21 protein-coding genes are annotated in these 17,473 nt (G+C 68.3%); 13 read left to right on the top strand and 8 right to left on the bottom strand.

The window, feature by feature from the left end:
- Positions 1-57: 57 nt before the first annotated feature.
- Complete coding sequence (gene pth / locus OM513_RS08400) at positions 58-627, top strand: aminoacyl-tRNA hydrolase (RefSeq protein WP_264943724.1); 570 nt, start codon at positions 58-60, stop codon at positions 625-627.
- Positions 628-781: 154 nt separating this feature from the next.
- Here pth and OM513_RS08395 read toward each other — a convergent pair whose 3' ends face one another.
- Positions 782-1,792: a hypothetical protein gene (locus OM513_RS08395; protein WP_264943723.1), complete on the bottom strand. Its 1,011-nt coding sequence runs from the start codon at positions 1,790-1,792 to the stop codon at positions 782-784.
- 186 nt (positions 1,793-1,978) lie between these two features.
- A complete protein-coding gene (locus OM513_RS08390) occupies positions 1,979-2,566 on the bottom strand; it encodes a hypothetical protein (RefSeq protein ID WP_264943722.1) in 588 nt (195 codons plus the stop codon).
- A gap of 219 nt (positions 2,567-2,785) precedes the next feature.
- Here OM513_RS08390 and OM513_RS08385 point away from each other — a divergent pair, with 219 nt between their 5' ends.
- From OM513_RS08385 to OM513_RS08360, 6 genes are all read left to right on the top strand, one after another.
- On the top strand, positions 2,786-3,496 hold the full coding sequence (locus OM513_RS08385) for a hypothetical protein (protein ID WP_264943721.1): 711 nt from the start codon (positions 2,786-2,788) through the stop codon (positions 3,494-3,496).
- A gap of 104 nt (positions 3,497-3,600) precedes the next feature.
- A complete protein-coding gene (gene ychF, locus OM513_RS08380) occupies positions 3,601-4,701 on the top strand; it encodes a redox-regulated ATPase YchF (protein ID WP_264943720.1) in 1,101 nt (366 codons plus the stop codon).
- Positions 4,702-4,763: 62 nt separating this feature from the next.
- Complete coding sequence (locus OM513_RS08375) at positions 4,764-5,096, top strand: hypothetical protein (protein WP_264943719.1); 333 nt, start codon at positions 4,764-4,766, stop codon at positions 5,094-5,096.
- Between the two features lie 50 nt (positions 5,097-5,146).
- A complete protein-coding gene (locus OM513_RS08370; RefSeq protein WP_264943718.1) occupies positions 5,147-6,709 on the top strand; it encodes a hypothetical protein in 1,563 nt (520 codons plus the stop codon).
- 37 nt (positions 6,710-6,746) lie between these two features.
- The gene (locus tag OM513_RS08365; protein ID WP_264943717.1) at positions 6,747-8,006 is read left to right on the top strand and encodes an alkaline phosphatase family protein; all 1,260 of its coding nucleotides are present in this window, start codon (positions 6,747-6,749) and stop codon (positions 8,004-8,006) included.
- Between the two features lie 415 nt (positions 8,007-8,421).
- Complete coding sequence (locus OM513_RS08360; RefSeq protein WP_264943716.1) at positions 8,422-8,865, top strand: MaoC family dehydratase; 444 nt, start codon at positions 8,422-8,424, stop codon at positions 8,863-8,865.
- Between the two features lie 241 nt (positions 8,866-9,106).
- On the opposite strand, the gene OM513_RS08355 is transcribed toward OM513_RS08360, so the two are convergent.
- From OM513_RS08355 to petA, 4 genes are all read right to left on the bottom strand, one after another.
- Positions 9,107-9,655 carry an adenine phosphoribosyltransferase gene (locus OM513_RS08355; RefSeq protein WP_264943715.1) on the bottom strand — a complete coding sequence of 183 codons (549 nt, stop codon included), beginning with the start codon at positions 9,653-9,655 and terminating at the stop codon, positions 9,107-9,109.
- An 83-nt stretch (positions 9,656-9,738) separates the two neighbouring features.
- Positions 9,739-10,581: a cytochrome c1 gene (locus tag OM513_RS08350; protein WP_264943714.1), complete on the bottom strand. Its 843-nt coding sequence runs from the start codon at positions 10,579-10,581 to the stop codon at positions 9,739-9,741.
- 12 nt (positions 10,582-10,593) lie between these two features.
- Complete coding sequence (locus tag OM513_RS08345; protein WP_264943713.1) at positions 10,594-11,856, bottom strand: cytochrome b; 1,263 nt, start codon at positions 11,854-11,856, stop codon at positions 10,594-10,596.
- A gap of 11 nt (positions 11,857-11,867) precedes the next feature.
- Entirely contained in the window at positions 11,868-12,419 is a 552-nt protein-coding gene (petA, locus tag OM513_RS08340; protein ID WP_264943712.1) for a ubiquinol-cytochrome c reductase iron-sulfur subunit, read from the bottom strand.
- Positions 12,420-12,630: 211 nt separating this feature from the next.
- Here petA and OM513_RS08335 point away from each other — a divergent pair, with 211 nt between their 5' ends.
- From OM513_RS08335 to OM513_RS08320, 4 genes are read left to right on the top strand one after another with little or no spacing between them, the layout of a single operon-like run.
- Positions 12,631-13,086, top strand: coding sequence for a tRNA (cytidine(34)-2'-O)-methyltransferase (locus OM513_RS08335; RefSeq protein ID WP_264943711.1), 456 nt, complete (start codon positions 12,631-12,633; stop codon positions 13,084-13,086).
- 5 nt (positions 13,087-13,091) lie between these two features.
- Positions 13,092-13,283, top strand: a complete 192-nt coding sequence (locus tag OM513_RS08330) for a hypothetical protein (protein WP_264943710.1) — start codon at positions 13,092-13,094, stop codon at positions 13,281-13,283.
- A gap of 10 nt (positions 13,284-13,293) precedes the next feature.
- Entirely contained in the window at positions 13,294-14,136 is an 843-nt protein-coding gene (gene hemF, locus OM513_RS08325) for an oxygen-dependent coproporphyrinogen oxidase (protein ID WP_264943709.1), read from the top strand.
- Position 14,137: 1 nt separating this feature from the next.
- The gene (locus tag OM513_RS08320) at positions 14,138-14,740 is read left to right on the top strand and encodes a GNAT family N-acetyltransferase (RefSeq protein WP_264943708.1); all 603 of its coding nucleotides are present in this window, start codon (positions 14,138-14,140) and stop codon (positions 14,738-14,740) included.
- Here the strand turns inward: OM513_RS08320 and OM513_RS08315 are convergent.
- Together OM513_RS08315 and OM513_RS08310 are read right to left on the bottom strand one after the other, a co-directional pair.
- Complete coding sequence (locus OM513_RS08315; protein ID WP_264943707.1) at positions 14,701-15,438, bottom strand: hypothetical protein; 738 nt, start codon at positions 15,436-15,438, stop codon at positions 14,701-14,703. The genes OM513_RS08320 and OM513_RS08315 overlap by 40 nt on opposite strands.
- Positions 15,435-16,253, bottom strand: coding sequence for a hypothetical protein (locus tag OM513_RS08310; RefSeq protein ID WP_264943706.1), 819 nt, complete (start codon positions 16,251-16,253; stop codon positions 15,435-15,437). Before OM513_RS08310 ends, OM513_RS08315 begins: the two co-directional genes overlap by 4 nt.
- Before the next feature lie 121 nt (positions 16,254-16,374).
- Between OM513_RS08310 and lipB the strand changes: the two genes are divergently transcribed.
- Together lipB and OM513_RS08300 are read left to right on the top strand one after the other, a co-directional pair.
- On the top strand, positions 16,375-17,043 hold the full coding sequence (gene lipB, locus OM513_RS08305) for a lipoyl(octanoyl) transferase LipB (RefSeq protein WP_264943705.1): 669 nt from the start codon (positions 16,375-16,377) through the stop codon (positions 17,041-17,043).
- An 88-nt stretch (positions 17,044-17,131) separates the two neighbouring features.
- Positions 17,132-17,347 (top strand): hypothetical protein, encoded by a 216-nt coding sequence (locus tag OM513_RS08300; RefSeq protein WP_264943704.1) that lies wholly within the window; start codon positions 17,132-17,134, stop codon positions 17,345-17,347.
- The last annotated feature ends 126 nt before the right edge of the window (positions 17,348-17,473 follow it).

Here is a 17,473-nt window from a genome sequence, read left to right as displayed (position 1 = left end):
CGATAGGCCGCCTCCGCACCCCCGGTGCGGGGGCGGTTCTCGTTCTGGAAGCATGAGATGCAGCTCTGGGTCGGCCTGGGCAATCCTGGCCCGCAATATGCGATGCACCGCCACAACGTGGGCTTCATGGCGCTGGACGCCATCGCCGCGGTGTACGGCTTTTCCCCGCCCAGGAAGCAGTTCCAGGGCTGGACGCAGGAAGGCCGCGTCGGCACCGCCAAGCTGCTGCTGCTGAAGCCCGCGACCTTTATGAACGAGAGCGGCCGGGCGATCCGCGCCGCGATGGATTTCTACAAGCTAGGCCCCGGCGACGTCACCATCTTCCACGACGAGCTGGATCTGGCGCCGTTCAAGGTAAAGGTGAAGACCGGCGGCGGCGCGGCCGGGCACAACGGGCTGCGATCGGCCGACCAGCATATCGGCCCCGATTTCCGCCGCGTGCGGATCGGCATCGGCCATCCGGGGCACAAGGACCGGGTCACCGGATATGTGCTGGGCAATTACGCCAAGGACGAGATCGAGGACCTGACCGACATGCTGGGCGCGATCGCCGCCGAAGCCACATGGCTGGCCGCGGGCGACGACGCGCGATTCATGAACGAGGTGGCGCTGCGCCTGCAGCGATAGCGGCCGCCGCCTACCCTCCCCCGCCAGGGGGAGGTGGCGCGCGCAGCGTGACGGAGGGCGCAATCGCGCCGCTTCGTTCTGGCATCCGCCCCCTCCACCGCATTCCGCGGTCCCCCTCCCCCTTGCGGGGGAGGATTGCGGGAGGCGAAAGACCTCAGCTCTTCTTGCCGACCACCGATCCGACGGCGCGGGTCTCGACGCCGCCGATGTTGCCCAGCAGCGCGAAGGTAATGCCGATCTGCTCGCCCTGCGAGCCGAAGAAGCCGCCCGCGAAGGTGCCCGGGATCGGGCTGGCGCCGCCGAAGCTGCCGTTGAACTGCGTCGCGCCCGGAGCGATCGCGCCGGTGCCGCTGAACGTGCCGTAGGGCGTCTCGACCGCGCCGTTGATCGTGGTGACGTTGGCGGTCACGGTAACCAGGCCGGTGGCGAAGTTAGTGCTGATGGTGACCGTGCCGCCCAGCTTGAGCTGGGTGCCCGTGCCGCCGCCGGCCACCTGGACCACGCGGCCCGCGATGCGCGCGGTATAGTTGTTCGTGCCCGTGGTCGGCACGTCGCCGATCGCGGTGGGATAGCCGAACACGGTGTAGGTCAGGCGCGTCTGGCCGGTGGTACCGTCGGCGCGCAGCCAGCCGGCATAGCTGGTGCGGGTCAGCGCCAGCGCGGTATCGCTCGTCACCTTCGACGGGATGATGTTGTTGAGATATTCGCCCTGGGCATATTTGCCCGCGACCGGCGGGGTCGATGCATCGTTGATGCGATAGACGAATTCCGTCACCGAGGCATCGGGCGCGGTCGTCAGGTTCGCGGTGACGAAGCGCGATTCCTCAAGCGCTTCGCGGATCACGAAGGTGTTGGCGGCGGTATCGTTGCCCACGGCCAGGCGGACGCGATCCGATCGGCCTTCGGTGCCCGCGGCACCCAGCGTGACCGGGCCGGTGGCCAGATCGCCGGTGTAGTTGGTCGAGGCGCTGATCGTGTAGAACTCGGCCAGCGCGGCCAGCGGGAACGCCGAATAGGTCGGCGAGGTGGTCGGCGTCGGCGTTGCCGTGGTGGTGGAGGTCGGCGTCGGAGTCGGCGTCGGAGAGGACGAGCCCCCGCCGCATCCGGTCAGAGCCAGGCTCGTAACGATGACGGCAGCAGACAGAAGAAGGGGGCGGCGAATCATGATAGTCCTGCTCCTTAGGAATCCCGAGGCACTTGAAAGGCCTGTGCCTCCTGTACCTTGGATGAACAAGCCGCGTCGAGTCGCCGCTTTGGGACGAATCGAAGCTTGCCGGGCACTAGCCGGGATTCGCGGCAGGACAATGGCTCGCGGCGGGCACGGGATGCACGCCGGGTTGCGGCGATGCGATCAGCCGCGCCCCCCGCGCGCCGGATCGAGCGCGACCAGCGCGGTCGCCAGCGGGAAGGTGATCAGCCACAGCGCGCCCACCCAGATCAGCCAGGGCCACCAGAGCTGAAGGAACAGCGGCACCGCCAGCACGCCGTTGAGCAGCAGCGCCAGCGAGGTGAAGCCGCGATAGGTGGGCGCGAGCAGCAGCGTCGCCAGGCTCATCATCGTATAGCCGGTGAGATCGACCACGGTGAGCGGCTGGCGGAAGCCGCAGCACGCGAACCACGTCGCCCGCTCCGCCCCGGCAAGCTCGCGCGGGATCACCACGCCGAGCTGGATCGCGTACACCGGCATCACGAACGCCGCATAGAGGATGCCGAAGCCCAGCGCCGCGAAGCGCCACGAACGCTGCCAGCGATCGGCATCCGCCGCCACGCCGCCCAGCATCGCCACGAACAGCGGCGCCAGCGCGAGCGAGGGCGCGAAGATCAGGATGCGGTCGAGCGGATCGGGAAGCATCCCGGCGACCTGCATCAACTGGGGCACGCCATAGCCGATCGCGGCCGCGCAGGACCCCCATGCCGCCACCTGAGTGAGCCGTGCCATCGCCGCCCTTTCCCCTTTGCCGCGGCCGCCTGCCACGCATGGCGGCGCGCGCCCATACGCAAAGCTACGCACGGATACGCGCCCATATCCGGCCATTTGCCCGGCGAAGCGAAGATAACACGGTAACCCTATGCCGTAACCCGTTTGCAAGCAGCGCGAATCCAGGATGACGCGGGCTGGGGGAGCGGCTTGTATGCGTTACGATCGGCATCATCGGCGATGAACGCGGAAACCTTTATCCGGCGCTGGATAGGGCTGGCGGCGCTGTTCGCCGGGCTGATCGCGCTCGCCCCCTATTTCGTCCATGTCGTCGTCGCCAATTCCGGCTGCCAGGGCGCCACCGCCTGCGCCGGGGCGGAAGAGCTGCTGGGCCATTATGCGCGGCGGATCACGCTGGTGGTGGTGATCGTGCCGCTGCTGCTGGCGGTGGCGTCGCGCACGCTGGCCACGGGCGGGTTCGGCTGGGCCTTTCCCTTCGCCCTGCTGATGACGGCGGGCGCGCTGCCGCTGGCGGCGGAGACGCGCGACCTGGCCAGCATGGCCGGGCTGGGTACGGCGGCGGAGATGGCGGAGATGCTGGCGCTGGTGTTCCTGCTGCTGCTGCTGATCGCGTTCAGCGCGCACCCCGACGACAGCGATCACGGCGCCACCGCGGCCTGGCGCACGCTGCTGGGCTTCGTCGCGCTTGCCGCGCTGTTCGTCACCGCGCCGGTGTGGACCGCGGGGCTGGCGGCGCTGCCCTATGTGGCGCCGCTGGGCGAGCGGCTGGCGGTTGCCGCCGCCACGGGGCATGCCGCGCTGGGGATGCAGGACGCGCTGGGCGCCTATGCCACCTATTGCATGCTCGCCTTCGTGCTGGCGGCGGCGGGGCTGCTGTTCTCCGGCCCGCGCGCGGAGGCGATCCGGCCCATCCGCCCGATGCGCGCCTGACCGGCCCGGACCGGAGCGGTACGGCTCCGGCCCTCCCCGGCTGTTGCTGAAACCGGCGCCAGCCTCTATCGGCCCGGCTTCACCGAACGATCAGGCAGGGCTTCATGGGTTTCCGCTGCGGCATCGTCGGCCTGCCCAACGTGGGCAAGTCGACGCTCTTCAACGCTCTTACCGAAACCGCCGCGGCGCAGGCGGCCAACTATCCGTTCTGCACGATCGAGCCGAACGTGGGCAACGTCGCCGTGCCCGATGCGCGGCTCGACAAGCTGGCGGAGATCGCCGGATCGGCGAAGAAGATCGAGACGCAGCTCGCCTTCGTCGACATCGCGGGGCTGGTGCGCGGCGCCAGCAAGGGCGAGGGGCTGGGCAACCAGTTCCTGGGCAACATCCGCGAGGTGGATGCGATCGTCCATGTGCTGCGCTGTTTCGAGAATGACGACATCCAGCATGTCGACAATCGCGTCGATCCGATCGCGGACGCCGAGACGGTCGAGACCGAACTGATGCTTTCCGACCTGGAGAGCTTGGAGAAGCGCGTCCCCAACCTGCAGAAAAAGGCCGCGCAGGGCGATAAGGAATCGAAGATCGCCGCATCGGTGCTGGGCCAGGCGCTGGACCTGCTGCGCGAGGGCAAGCCCGCGCGGCTGACCCAGCCCAAGGACCATGAAGAGGCCCGGATGCTGGAGCAGGCGCAGCTCATCACCGCCAAGCCCGTGCTCTATGTCTGCAACGTCAACGAAGAGGATGCCGCCGCCGGCAACGCCTTTTCCGCGCGCGTGTTCGAAAAGGCGAAGGCCGAGGGCGCGGAGGCCGTGGTCGTCTCCGCGGCGATCGAGGCCGAGATCGCCACCATGCCCGCCGAGGAGCGCGGCGAGTATCTGGAGGCGCTGGGGCTGGAACAGACCGGCCTCGCCCGCGTGATCACCGCCGGGTACAAGCTGCTGCACCTGATCACCTTCTTCACCGTGGGGCCGAAGGAAGCGCGCGCCTGGACCGTGGAGAAGGGCGCCAAGGCCCCCCAGGCGGCCGGCGAGATCCACAGCGACTTCGAACGCGGCTTCATCCGCGCCGAGACGATCGCCTTCGACGACTATGTCCAGTTCGGCGGCGAGGCCGGCGCGCGCGACGCGGGCAAGCTGCGCGCCGAGGGCAAGGAATATGTCGTCCACGACGGCGACGTGATGCTGTTCCGCTTCAACGTGTAAGGCGCCGGCACGCGGCTTTTCCCGGGCTTGAGCCGTGCGCGCCAGAGATTAGACTGGTCCGGATGTTCAGACTGATGCTCGCGCTGCTCGCCGCGCTGCTGCCGATGCCTTCGGCGGCGGGCGAGGCAGTGCGCGAGGCCGCGCCGCCATGCCATGAGGCGATGGCGGCGGACGCGGGGATGGCGGGACACCACGCCCCCGCCCCCCAGGCACCGGCAGCGCCGCATCAGGGCGAGCCGCACTGCATCGGCTGCATCGCCCCCGCCACCGTCCAGCCGCCCGCCGTCACGGCGCCCGCGCTGGCGGTGCGTCCCCAGCTTACCGCGCGATCGGCGCCCGGCATCGCGCGCGGCAGCCCGGCGCCCGCGACCCCGCCTCCGCGATCCGGGGCATGAGACCTGGCGCCCATCGCGGCGCCGCGACCCATGCAACCCGGAGAATGACGATGAATCGACCCACCCTGCTCGCGGCTGCGGCCGCGGCGGCACTGACGGCGAATCCCGCCGCCGCACAGCAACACAACCATAACGACGCGCCCCCGGCACAGACCCAGCCCCAGGCACAACCGCAGGCCCAACCACAGGCCCAGCCTCAGCCCGCCCCGCAGACCGCTCCCTCCGCGCCCGTGAAGGAGCACCCCGAAGGCCATGGCAGCGACCATCATGGCGAGGGGCATCATGGCGAAGGGCACGGCGGTGGCCATCACGGCGAGGACCACCACGGCGGCCATCACGGTGCCGGAGACCATGGCGGGATGAACCACGGCGGCATGGACCACGGCGGGATGAACCATGGCGAGGCGCCGTCCCCCGCCCCACAGGATCATTCGCAGCATGGCGGCATGGCGATGCCCGGCGCGTCGCCCGCACCGGACGGCGGTGCGATCGCCTGGGGCTCGGGCACCTCCCGGCTGCCCGCCGCCGAAGCGGGGGGCCATGGCCTCCACATCGCCTCGGGCGACTGGATGCTGATGGCGCACGGCACGCTATGGGGCGTCTACACCGATCAGGACGGGCCGCGCGGCGACGACATGGCCTTCGTCGAATCGATGGCGATGCTGACCGCCGAGCGCGATCTGGGCGCCGGGGCACGGCTCCAGCTCCGCACCATGCTGAGCCTGGAGCCCGCGATGGGCGACGCAGGCTACCCCAATCTGTTCGCCGCGGGCGAGACGGCCGGGGGCCAGCCGCTGGTCGACCGCCAGCATCCGCACGACCTGTTCATGGAGCTGGCCGCGCGCGTGGATTTCGATCTGGGCGGCTCGACTTCGCTGTTCCTCTACGGCGGCCCGGTGGCGGAGCCGGCGCTGGGGCCGTCGGCCTTCATGCACCGCCGGTCGGCGCGCTATCTGGCGCTGGCGCCGATCACCCATCACTGGTTCGACAGCACGCACATCACCTATGGAGTGGTGACCGCGGGCTATGCCACGCCGCGCTTCCAGATCGAGGCCTCGGCGTTCCGCGGGCAGGAGCCCGACGAGCGGCGCTGGAACATCGAGACGCCAAAGCTGGATAGCTGGAGCGTCCGCGCGAGCTGGACGCCGACGGCCAACTGGCTGGCGCAGGTCAGCTATGGGCGGCTGAAGCAGCCCGAGGCGCAGCATGCCGGGCAGGACGAGGGGCGGCTGACCGCCAGCGTGCAGTACAGCAGCGGCGGCTTTTCCGCGATGGCGGCCTTTTCGGCCAAGAACCGGCTGCCCGGGCCGACGCGCACCGCCTGGGTGGCCGAGGCGAACTGGGATCTTTCCGATCACCACAGCCTGTTCGGGCGGATCGAGAATGTCTCCAACGACGAGCTGTTCCCGGACCATGGCCATCCGCTGCACGACCAGGCTTTCCGCGTGACGCGGTTCGAGGCGGGCTATGCCTATCGCCTGAAGCTGGGCCCGGCGGCGCTGGCGCTGGGCGGATCGCTGGCGGCCTATGCCAAGCCGGGGGCGCTCGACGCGGATTACGGCACCGGGCTGTTGAGCCCGACGCTGTTCGCGCGCCTCTCGCTGGGCGAATAGGGCGGGGCCGGTCTTCCGTTCGTCACGGAAGGCTGGCATGGCGGCGGCGATGTTCCGCTTCGTGAAGCTCGCCGCCGCGCTCGCGCTGGCGCTTGGGGGCCAGGCCGCATCCGCGCGGCCCAGCGCCCCCACCCCCGCCGCCTTTGTCGCGGAGAAGCGGGCGACGGTGACGATCCTGGTGTCGCTCGACGGGTTCCGCCCCGATTATGTGACCGCGAAGGATACGCCGAACCTGTTCGCCGCGACGAAGCAGGGCGTGTTCGCGGCGATGCGCCCGTCCTTCCCCACGATGACCTTCCCGAACCATTACACGCTGGTCACCGGGCTCAGGCCCGACCGGCACGGGATCATCGACAACAACATCCGCGATCCGGAGCGGCCCGGCGTGCTGTTCCAGACGCGCGACGCATCGGTGACGCGCGACCCCTTCTGGTGGGACGGCGGCGAGCCGATCTGGGTGGCTGCGCAGAACGCGGGCATCCGCACCGGGGAGATGTACTGGCCGGGATCGCATTCGGCCATCCGCGGCGTGAGGCCCGATATCTGGTGGCCCTATGAGGAAGCGATCGGCAGCCGCCAGCGAACGGATACGGTGCTCGACTGGCTGCGGCGCCCGGCGGCGATCCGCCCGCGGCTGATCACGCTCTATTACAGCGCCTTCGATCGCGCGGCGCATGATTCGGGCTTCTATTCGCCGGAGCTGAAGCAGGCGATCGCCGAGCTGGACGGCGAGATCGGCTATCTGCGCGCGCAACTGGCGGCGATGCGGCAACCGGCCAACCTGGTGATCGTTTCCGATCACGGCATGGCGCCCGTGCCGCCCGAACAGCAGATGCCGGTCAGCAGCGTGGTGGACCCCAAGCTGATGGACGTGATCGTCGCCGGGCCGATGCTCTACATCTTCCCCAAGGCGGGCAGCGAGGAGGCTGCCGCGGCGCACGTCCTGCAGCCACGCGCGCATTCGCAATGCTGGCGCAAGGAAGAGATGCCGGCGCGATTCCACTATGGCACCAACCGCCGCATCCCCGCGCTGGTATGTCTGGCGGAGACGGGCTGGCGCTTCAATGCCTGGAAGATCGATCCCTTCGTCAAGGGCGACCATGGCTTCGACAACGACGATCCCCAGATGCGCGCGATGTTCATCGCCGTCGGACCGGCCTTCGCCAAGGGGCGCGAGCTGCCGATGTTCGATAATGTGGACGTCTATCCGCTGCTCCGCCGCCTGATCGGCCTGCCGCCCGCCGCCGATGTGGACGGCACCGGCGCGGTGTTCGCACCGGTGCTGACAGGGAAATAGCCGGAACGCGCGGAGCGCCTGCAATCCTGCACGCTCCCTCCGGACGCGCCGCCAGTGGTGAAAATCGGTTTCTTCGCGGCCTTGTGGCTTTGTGTGCGAAAAAGAATCGATCTCACACAAAGCCACGAAGCCACAAAGAAAGGCGCAAACAGACGCGATCGACGCGCTACGCGCGGGGGACGAACGCGCATGCGGTTCGCCCTGAGCCCGGACGGCGCGCCAGCGCCCATATCTCCGAGACCGCTCTCCCCACGCCAACGCTGGCGGGATGTCCTGTTCTTCGTGGCTTCGTGGCTTTGTGCGAGAAATAGAGTCGATCTCGCACAAAGCCACGAAGCGCCGCCGAGGGTCAGCCTGGCGCCGGCGGCACGCAATGACGCTTGCCAATAGATAGTTTTCATACGAAACGGAATTCATGCTTTATTTCGAGGATATCGAGGTCGGCGCGGTTCGTTCGTTCGGCCGCTATGAGGTGACGCGCGAGGAAGTGCTCGCCTTTGCCGGGAAATATGATCCCCAGCCGTTCCACCTGGATGACGAGGCGGCGGCGCAGACGTATTTCGGGCGCGTCTCGGCCAGCGGCTGGCACACCTGCGCGATGACGATGGCGATGTTCGTCACCTATATGAAGGAACACCCCCAGGCGTCGCTGGGCGCGGCCGGCGTGGACGAGCTTCGCTGGATCAAGCCGGTTTATCCCGGCGATGTGCTGCGCGCCGAGAGCGTGGTGCTGGACAAACGCGCATCGCAGAGCCGCCCGGGCATGGGCAGCATGCGCAGCCAGATGACCACGTTCAACCAGCACGACGAGCCCGTGCTGCGCTTCATCGCGCTGGGCCTGATCCGCACGCGCGGGTAGTCGCGGCATATCTTCCGCCCGGCGGCACGCCGCCAATGAGAGCAGGCGTGAGTCCGCCTCCGGTGCGAAGCGCCAATCGCTTCTGTTTTTGCCTTCCTTCGCGGCTTCGTGGCTTTGTGTGAGATCGACTCTATTTCTCGCACAAAGCCACGAAGCCACGAAGAGACAGGACATCCCCGCCAGCGTTGGCGTGGGGGGGGAGCGGTTTCGGAGATATGGGGCGCTTGTGCGCCGACCGGGCTCAGTGGCCTTCGAACGCCACCAGCGTGGAGACGTGGATGCCGTCGCCGCGCAGCGCATCGGCGCCGCCGAGTTCGGGCAGGTCCACCACGAACGCCGCCTGGGTGACCACCGCCCCCGCCTTGCGCAGCAGGCGCACCGCCGCGCGGGCAGTGCCGCCGGTGGCGATCAGATCGTCGACCAGCAGCACGCGGGCACCGGGCGCGCAGGCATCGGCGTGGATCGCGATCCGGTCCGTGCCATATTCCAGCGCATAATCCTCGGCGATGGTCGCGCCAGGCAGCTTGCCGTCCTTGCGGATCAGCAGCACGCCGGTGCCCAGCTCCATCGCTAGCGCCGCGCCAAACAGGAAGCCGCGCGCCTCGATCCCGGCGACGAGATCGACGGGACCGTCCACCTGCGCAGCCATGCCCTGGATGGTGAGCCGCAGCCCTTCCGCATCGAGCAGCAGGGTTGTGATGTCGCGGAACATGATCCCCGGCTTCGGAAAGTCGGGGATCGTGCGAATCCGCCGCCGGATTTCTGCGTTATCCGGCCTCGTGCCGATCATCCGGCCCTCCGTTCGCCTGCCCGCGCCGGGGCCGCCTGCGGCAACGTCCGCCCCGCGACAAGCCCGGGGCGAACGGGCCGGGATCAGTGCTTCATTCCGCGCCAGACGTTGCGATAGGCGCCATAGCCCAGGATCGTCGCGAAGATCAGGAAGATCAGCACGGCGACGCCGAAGCGGTGGCGCTGCTGCATCGTCGGCTCCGCGGTCCACACCAGGAAGGCGGAGACGTCCTGCGCCATCTGGTCCACGGTGGTGGGCGTGCCGTCGGTATATTTCACCGTGTCGATCTGCGCGTCGGTCAGCGGAGCCGGCATCGCGAGATGGAGGTTGGCGAAATATTTGTTGAAGTGCAGGCCCTCGGGCGACTTCAGCGCTTCCGGGAACTTCTTGGCGCCTTCCGCATCCGGCTTTTCGGTGTAACCGACCATCAGCGAGTAGACATAGGCCGCGCCGTCATGCCGCGCCTTGGTGATCAGCGAGAGATCGGGCGGGGTGCCGTTGGCGGCGTAATAGACCTTCGGGAAACGGTCGGCGGGCGTGTTGTCGCGCTCGCCCCAGGTGCCGGCCTTGTTGTCGAACACCGGCTGCTTCACCGGCCAGTCCTTGGCGATCTTCTTGATCTCCGCCTCGTTGTAGCCGAGGCCCGCCAGCTCGCGGAACGACACCAGGTTGAGCGAGTGGCACTGCGCGCACACCTTCTCATAGACCTTGAAGCCGCGCTGGAGCTGGGCGAGGTCGAACTTGCCGAACGGGCCGTTCGACGGGAGGTGAAGCTCCTTGGGATGCTCGTGCAGCGCCTGTTCGGCGGTCTGCGGCGTGCCTTCCCTGATCAGGCCGGAGATCGTGCCCCAGAGCGCGATCAGCAGCACGCCCACGAAACCGAGGCCGACAAGGAACTTGATGGAGCGCATCAGCAGCGAAGTCATCGGGCCGGTCCTTTAGGCGGTCTTGGTGGTGCCGAGCACGGCTTCGGTGATCGATCCCGGCAGCGGACGCGGGCGTTCGAGCCGCGAAACGATGGGCAGGATGATCAGGAAGTGGGCGAAGTAATAGGCCGAGGCGAGCTGGCTCGCGATGATGTAGGCCGGATCGGCAGGCGAACCGCCGCAATAGCCCAGCACCAGCACGTCGACCATCAGCACCCAGAACAGCGTGCGGTACACCGGGCGATAGTTCGCCGAACGCACCGGCGACTTGTCGAGCCAGGGCAGGAAGAACAGGATCAGGATCGATCCGAACATCGCCAGCACGCCCCACAGCTTCGCCGGCAGGATGAAGTCCGCGGTGAAGGCGCGCAGGATCGCGTAGAAGGGCCAGAAATACCATTCGGGCACGATGTGCGCGGGCGTGGAGAGCGGATTCGCCGGGATATAATTGTCCGGGTGGCCCAGCGCGTCGGGGTAGAAGAACACCAGCGCGGTGAAGAAGATCAGGAAGATGCCGACCCCGAAGCCGTCCTTGGCCGTGTAATAGGGGTGGAACGGCACGGTATCCTGCTCGCCCTTCACCTCGACGCCCGTCGGGTTCGACGAGCCCGGGATGTGCAGCGCCCAGATGTGCAGGATGATGACGCCCGCGATCACGAACGGCAGCAGATAGTGGAGCGAGAAGAAGCGGTTGAGCGCCGCATCGTCCGGAGCATAGCCGCCGAGCAGCCACACGCGGATCCAGTCGCCCACCACCGGAATGGCGGAGAAGAAGCCGGTGATCACCTGCGCGCCCCAGAAGCTCATCTGGCCCCAGGGAAGGACATAGCCCATGAAGGCCGTGGCCATCATCAGCAGGAAGATCACGACGCCGAGCAGCCACACCATCTCGCGCGGGGCCTTGTACGATCCGTAATAGAGGCCGCGGAACATGTGGATGTAGACGACGATGAAGAACATCGAGGCGCCGTTGGCGTGTGCGAAGCGCAGGAACCAGCCCGCGTTCACGTCACGCATGATGCCGACGTTCACCGAATTGAACGCCTCGGCCGCGCTGGAATGGAAGTGCATCGCCAGCACGATGCCGGTGACGATCTGGATCACCAGCGCGACGCCCGCGAGGACGCCGAAGTTCCAGAAATAGTTGAGGTTGCGCGGAACCGGATAGCCGCCGCCGATCGCGTTGTACACGAAGCGCGGCAGCGGGAGCCGCGAATCGATCCACTGCATCAACGGATGCTTGGGTTCGTAATGCTTTGCCCAGGGAAAGCTCATTCTCGGTTTCCTCAACCCACCGTGATTTTGGTGTCGGTGTCGAACGTATAGGCCGGCACCTCAAGGTTCTTCGGCGCCGGGCCCTTACGAATGCGGGCCGCAGTGTCGTAGTGCGAGCCGTGGCACGGGCAGAAATACCCGCCGTAATCGCCCTTGGCCTCGCCCTCGCCCGCGCCCAGCGGCACGCAGCCCAGGTGGGTGCAGACGCCCAGCGTGACGAGCCACTGCGCCTTGCCTTCCTTGGTACGCTCCTTGAGCGACTGCGGATCGCGCAGCTCGCCGAGCGGCACGGCGTCCGCCTGGTCGATTTCGGCCTGCGTCAGGTGGCGGACGAACAGCGGCTGCTTGCGGAAGCTGGCCTTGATCGCCTGGCCGGGCTCGATCGCGCTCAGATCGACCTCGGTGGTCGAGGCGGCGAGAACATCGGCCGACGGGTTCATCGAATTGACCAGCGGGAGCACGGTGACGCCGGCACCCACGCCGGCAACCGCGACCGCGGCGAATTGCAGATAGTCACGCCGTCTCGGGTTTTCGAGAACCGACGGATCGCCTTCAGTTGCCATGCTACAGCCCTTGCACTTCCAACTTGTCCGCACGGACGCGCGGGGAAACGGAACACGGGCGCACGAAGCCCCCAAGCCCCCTGGTGCCCCCGGCGGCTGGCGGCCTGATAGACGTGGCCGCACGGCTTTGCCAATGGGCTTTTTGTCGGGATTCTTACGCATATCCATTTCCCGCTCCCGCTTGCACGCCGCCGGGGCTAGGGAATCGGCCATGCGCCTGGCCCTGTTCGAGCCCGACATCGCCGGAAACGTGGGCACGATCCTGCGCACCGCGGCCTGCCTGGGCGTGGCGGTGGACCTGATCGAACCCATGGGTTTCCCCTGGAGCAACCGCGCGCTGGCCCGCGCCGGGATGGACTATGCCGCCCAGGCCGAGGTGGTGCGCCACGCCGACTGGAGCGCGTTCGAAGCGGCGCTGACCGGCCGGCTGGTGCTGATGACGACGCGGGGCGCGGCGCCGCTGCCCGAGGCGCGGTTCGCGGCTGGTGACACGCTGCTGCTGGGATCGGAGGGCGCGGGCGTGCCCGGTTTCGTCCATGCGCGGGCGGACCTGGCGGTGCGAATCCCGCTGCGGCCGGGCTTCCGCTCGCTCAACGTGGCGGTGGCGGCGGGGATCGTGCTGGGCGAGGCGCTGCGCCAGACCGGCGGCTGGCCGGCCCCGGCCTGAGCCCGATGCGCACCCGAGCCAGCGTCTGCGCCCGCAAGGCGCGCTATCGCACCGCCACCGCGGCGCTGGCGGCGGCACGCGGCTTCGGCCTGGACCTGCGCCCCTATCGCTGCGACCGCTGCTTCGCCTTCCACCTCACCAGCCGCAGGAAGGGCAAGCGCAATCCGCCCCTCGATTCCGCGGACCGGCGAAGCTAGTGGAACGGCCATGAATCCGCTCGACGAACAGCAATCCGCCGCCCGCGCCTGGTTCGAAAGCCTGCGCGACCAGATCTGCGCCGAATTCGAGGCGATCGAGCGCGAGGCGGGATCGGACGCGGCCTTCGCCTATCTGCCCTGGGACCGCACCGATCCATGGGGCGAGCCCGGCGGCGGCGGCGTGCGCGGGGTGATGAAGGGCAAGGTATTCGAAAAGGTGGGCGTCAACGTCTCCACCGTCGGCGGCACCTTCGAGGGCGATTTCGCCAAGACGATCCACGGCGCGGGGGAAAATCCGCAGTTCTTCGCCACGGGAATCAGCCTGGTGGCGCACATGGCCAATCCGCACGTGCCCGCCGTCCATATGAACACGCGCTTCCTGTGTACCACGAAGCGCTGGTTCGGCGGCGGCGCGGACCTGAACCCGCCGATCGCCTATGCCGAGGACACCGAAGACTTCCACGCCGCGCTGAAGGCCGCGTGCGACCGGCACGATCCCGGCCATTATCCGCGCTTCAAGCAATGGGCGGACGATTATTTCTACATCCCCCACCGCAAGGTGCATCGCGGGGTGGGCGGCATCTTCTACGATCATCTGGAAGGCGGCTGGGAAGGCGACTTCGCCTTCACCCGGGACGTGGGACGGGCATTCCTGGAGGTTTTCCCCCGGCTGGTGCGGCGGCGGATGGGGATGGATTTCACGCCGGAGGATAAGCACGCCCAGCGCGTGTGGCGCGGCCGCTATGCCGAGTTCAACCTGGTCTATGACCGCGGCACGCTGTTCGGGCTGAAGACCGGGGGCAATATCGACGCGATCCTGATGAGCCTGCCGCCCGAGGTGGTGTGGGAATAGCATGGGCCTGATCCCCGTTCCGGGCGAACAGATCGCTACCATCGTCACCTCGCTGGAGATGCGCGAGCGGCCCCGCCCCCGGCCGATGCCCGATTCGCCGCTGCGGCTGGCGCCATGGAACCAGCCGACGCCGGAGAAATACCGCGCGCTGTTCCGCCGGATCGGTCAGCCATGGCTGTGGTTTTCCCGGCTGGTGATGGACGATGCGCAGCTTTCCGCGATCATCCACGATCCCGGCGTGGCGATCTTTGCCGCAGTCGATCCGAGAGGGATCGAGGTGGGGATACTGGAGCTGGATTTCCGCACGCCGGGGGAGACGGAGATCGCCTTCTTCGGTCTGATCCCGGAGCTGAACGGCCAGGGCCATGGCGGCTGGATGATGGCGCAGGCGCTGGCGCGCGCATGGACGAAGGATACGGCGCGGGTGTGGGTCCATACCTGCACGCTCGACCATCCCGGCGCGCTGGGATTCTATCGCCGCCACGGCTTCGTGCCCTATGCCCGGGCGGTGGAGACCTTTGCCGATCCGCGGCTGGCGGGCGCGCTACCGGCGGAGGCGGCCCCTCAGATCCCGTGCCTGGGGGCCGTGGCTAGCAGCCGGTAGGCGGCGGCGGACAGCAGCACCTGCCACAGCGCCAGCGCCGCGCCCGCGGCGGCGATCGCCAGCTTGAACGGCGCAAGCAGGTAGACGCTGGTTCCCGCGCCGACCCCCGCCACCTGGGCGATCGCATCCAGGATACCCGCCGCCAGATACTGGATGATGCCGACCGTGAGCGCGACGAGCGCCAGCATCCAGCCGTTGCGGTGGCTGTGCCGGATACCCGCCACCAGCGCGTCGATCGCGCCCTTCTGCGGCTCGGCGACATAGGTAGGGCCGGTCAGGAACAGCCGCCCCATCAGGTAGAAGCCGGGCACCAGCAGCGGGAACATGCCGATCAGCACGACCAGCAGCGCCGTGAGCGTCAGCACGACATAGCCAGGCAGGCGGCGCAGCGCGATGCGCATCGCCCCGCCCACGGCAGGCCGCGCGGGATCGAGCAGCAGCACCAGCAGCGCGCAGCTTCCCAGCGAGTGCATCAGGAACTGCCCGGCCAGCCAGCCGATGTTGGCGCGCAGCCATTCGGCGAGCACCGGCATCGCTTCCGGCGCCTCCAGCCCGGCAAGTTCCGGCATCGGCACGAACAGCGCCTGCGCCAGCCCGGGGAGGAAGAAGAACACCGCCGCCACGCGCGCCAGCAGATCGGCGTCGGAGCGCCAGAGCGCCGCTGCGTCCGCGAAGATCGCGGAGAGGTTCCGGTTCACCGCGGCTGCCCGCGCTCGGACACGATGGCGGCCAGCAGCAGATGGGCGGCGAACAGCGCGGAGACCACCGCCAGCGCGGCCTGCACCGCCGCGACGGTGATCGAGGTGAGCACGCCCGACAGGCTGAGCCCGCCCCCGCCATCGCCGACGATGAGCTGGAACAGCACGCCGAACACCGTCCGCGCCGCCTGCCACGCGACAACGGAGACCACCAGGTACAACAGGATGACGCCGATCATCCGCCAGGTGAGGCCCCGCGTCAGCCGCCAGGAACGGGCGATGGCGCCGAACATCCGCTCCTCCGCCAGCACCACCGGATCGATCAGCACCAGCCGCGCCGCCAGCGCCAGCCACAGCGGCAACACCACCAGCAGATTGACCAGGAAGGTCCATTGCGCCGCCTTGGGCATTCCGGCCGCGTCGTTGTTCAGCAGCGCGCGGAAATCCGCGCCGCCCGCCACCAGTGCGATCAGCGTGGGCAGGAAACAGAGGCACAGCGGCACCAGCAGCGCCAGCCGCACGATCACCGCGGGCAACAGCCGCCGCGTGGCGCGGCGCCCGGCCTCGCGGCTGTCGTCGCCGGTGACCATCGCGATCAGCGCGAGCGCGCCCCACATCGAAAGCACGCCCACCGCGAAGGAAACGAGCAGGAACACGAGCTGAAGCGATTCCGTGGCCCCCTGCGCCGCCTGCTGGAAGCTGCCGTTGATCGAATAGGGAAAGAAGAAGGCGAACAGCGCGACCGGCATGATCGAACTGAGATTGTCGGCCAGAAACTCCGCCGTCCGGTCCCAGACGGCTCCAATCTTGACCATGATGGCCTACCCCCAATGCGCTTTCCCGCTGTTAGCCGCGCCGCGCCGCCTTGCCAATGCTTGCCCGGCTATCCATCGGCGCACGCTTGCGAAAGCGGCGCGGAAGGGCCAACTGCGCGCCATGGCCGGACTGCCCGGAAACATCGAATGGCGGGTTTCCCCCGAACCCGTCCCCTATCCCGCCGCGCTGGCCGGAATGGAGGCGCGCGCCGATGCCGTGCGCGCGGGCGAACCCGGCGCTTCCGGCCGCGAGCTGGTGTGGCTGCTGGAGCATCCCCCGGTCTATACCGCGGGCACGAGCGCCGATCCGGCCGAGCTGCTGGACCCGCGCTTTCCCGTGGTGCCCACGGGGCGCGGCGGGCGCTACACCTATCATGGGCCGGGGCAGCGGATCGGCTATGTCGTGCTCGACCTGCGCGAACGGCAGCGCGACGTGCGCAACTATGTCCATGCGCTGGAAGGCTGGGTGATCGCGGCGCTGGGCGGGCTGGGCATCACCGCGTTCCGCGCGCCGGGCCGCATCGGCATCTGGACGCGCGACGGCGGGACCGAGGCGAAGATCGGCGCGATCGGCGTGCGCATCCGCCAATGGGTGACGCTCCATGGCTTCGCGGTGAACCTGTCGCCCGATCTGGGGCATTTCGGCGGCATCGTGCCGTGCGGCATCGCGGAATATCCGGTGACGAGCGCAGCCGAACTGGGCCTCTCGATCACGCCGGAGCAACTCGACTCGTCGCTTTTTGCCACATTTTTGCCATTTTTGGACGATTTGACGCGAAATGCACCTTGAGGGTGCGCGGCGAAGCGTCTAATGTCTACTCAGGTTCGGGTAATTACGGGCCATCCGTGGCTCGGGCCTATTATCTAGGGAGCTATACATGCGTGCAATTCTCTCCAAGGCCGTTGCGGTTTCGATGATCGCGGGCGCCGGCCTCCTCGTCACCGCGTGCGGTGGTGAGACCCCGGCCGTCAACAACACTGCGACCGTCGTCGACGAGACCAACGTGTCGGACGAAATGGTCACCAACCTCGACGGCGCCACTGGCAACGAGGTCGTGTCGAACGTGGCTGCGCCGGTCGCCAACGCGAACTGATCGCGCGCCAGCGAAACGAGGGGCCGTCCGGGCGACCGGGCGGCCCTTCTTTTTTGCCCGCGCGGGGGCCGCAAGTCCTGCTTCGGGCGGGCGAAGGCGTGCCCGTCCCGCGACGGGCCGATCGGG

This window comes from Sphingomonas canadensis (assembly GCF_026013525.1).
Classification (GTDB): Bacteria; Pseudomonadota; Alphaproteobacteria; order Sphingomonadales; family Sphingomonadaceae; genus Sphingomonas; species Sphingomonas canadensis.
Note: the sequence above shows the minus strand (reverse complement) of the source record. Positions and strands in the feature narration are given on the sequence as shown.

What these genes read in the sequence shown, in the direction of transcription:
- pth (WP_264943724.1), top strand. Translation starts at nt 58, where the DNA reads ATGCAGCTCTGGGTCGGCCTGGGCAATCCTGGCCCGCAATATGCGATG.
- OM513_RS08395 (WP_264943723.1), bottom strand. Translation starts at nt 1,792, where the DNA reads ATGATTCGCCGCCCCCTTCTTCTGTCTGCTGCCGTCATCGTTACGAGC.
- OM513_RS08390 (WP_264943722.1), bottom strand. Translation starts at nt 2,566, where the DNA reads ATGGCACGGCTCACTCAGGTGGCGGCATGGGGGTCCTGCGCGGCCGCG.
- OM513_RS08385 (WP_264943721.1), top strand. Translation starts at nt 2,786, where the DNA reads ATGAACGCGGAAACCTTTATCCGGCGCTGGATAGGGCTGGCGGCGCTG.
- ychF (WP_264943720.1), top strand. Translation starts at nt 3,601, where the DNA reads ATGGGTTTCCGCTGCGGCATCGTCGGCCTGCCCAACGTGGGCAAGTCG.
- OM513_RS08375 (WP_264943719.1), top strand. Translation starts at nt 4,764, where the DNA reads ATGTTCAGACTGATGCTCGCGCTGCTCGCCGCGCTGCTGCCGATGCCT.
- OM513_RS08370 (WP_264943718.1), top strand. Translation starts at nt 5,147, where the DNA reads ATGAATCGACCCACCCTGCTCGCGGCTGCGGCCGCGGCGGCACTGACG.
- OM513_RS08365 (WP_264943717.1), top strand. Translation starts at nt 6,747, where the DNA reads ATGGCGGCGGCGATGTTCCGCTTCGTGAAGCTCGCCGCCGCGCTCGCG.
- OM513_RS08360 (WP_264943716.1), top strand. Translation starts at nt 8,422, where the DNA reads ATGCTTTATTTCGAGGATATCGAGGTCGGCGCGGTTCGTTCGTTCGGC.
- OM513_RS08355 (WP_264943715.1), bottom strand. Translation starts at nt 9,655, where the DNA reads ATGATCGGCACGAGGCCGGATAACGCAGAAATCCGGCGGCGGATTCGC.
- OM513_RS08350 (WP_264943714.1), bottom strand. Translation starts at nt 10,581, where the DNA reads ATGACTTCGCTGCTGATGCGCTCCATCAAGTTCCTTGTCGGCCTCGGT.
- OM513_RS08345 (WP_264943713.1), bottom strand. Translation starts at nt 11,856, where the DNA reads ATGAGCTTTCCCTGGGCAAAGCATTACGAACCCAAGCATCCGTTGATG.
- petA (WP_264943712.1), bottom strand. Translation starts at nt 12,419, where the DNA reads ATGGCAACTGAAGGCGATCCGTCGGTTCTCGAAAACCCGAGACGGCGT.
- OM513_RS08335 (WP_264943711.1), top strand. Translation starts at nt 12,631, where the DNA reads ATGCGCCTGGCCCTGTTCGAGCCCGACATCGCCGGAAACGTGGGCACG.
- OM513_RS08330 (WP_264943710.1), top strand. Translation starts at nt 13,092, where the DNA reads ATGCGCACCCGAGCCAGCGTCTGCGCCCGCAAGGCGCGCTATCGCACC.
- hemF (WP_264943709.1), top strand. Translation starts at nt 13,294, where the DNA reads ATGAATCCGCTCGACGAACAGCAATCCGCCGCCCGCGCCTGGTTCGAA.
- OM513_RS08320 (WP_264943708.1), top strand. Translation starts at nt 14,138, where the DNA reads ATGGGCCTGATCCCCGTTCCGGGCGAACAGATCGCTACCATCGTCACC.
- OM513_RS08310 (WP_264943706.1), bottom strand. Translation starts at nt 16,253, where the DNA reads ATGGTCAAGATTGGAGCCGTCTGGGACCGGACGGCGGAGTTTCTGGCC.
- lipB (WP_264943705.1), top strand. Translation starts at nt 16,375, where the DNA reads ATGGCCGGACTGCCCGGAAACATCGAATGGCGGGTTTCCCCCGAACCC.
- OM513_RS08300 (WP_264943704.1), top strand. Translation starts at nt 17,132, where the DNA reads ATGCGTGCAATTCTCTCCAAGGCCGTTGCGGTTTCGATGATCGCGGGC.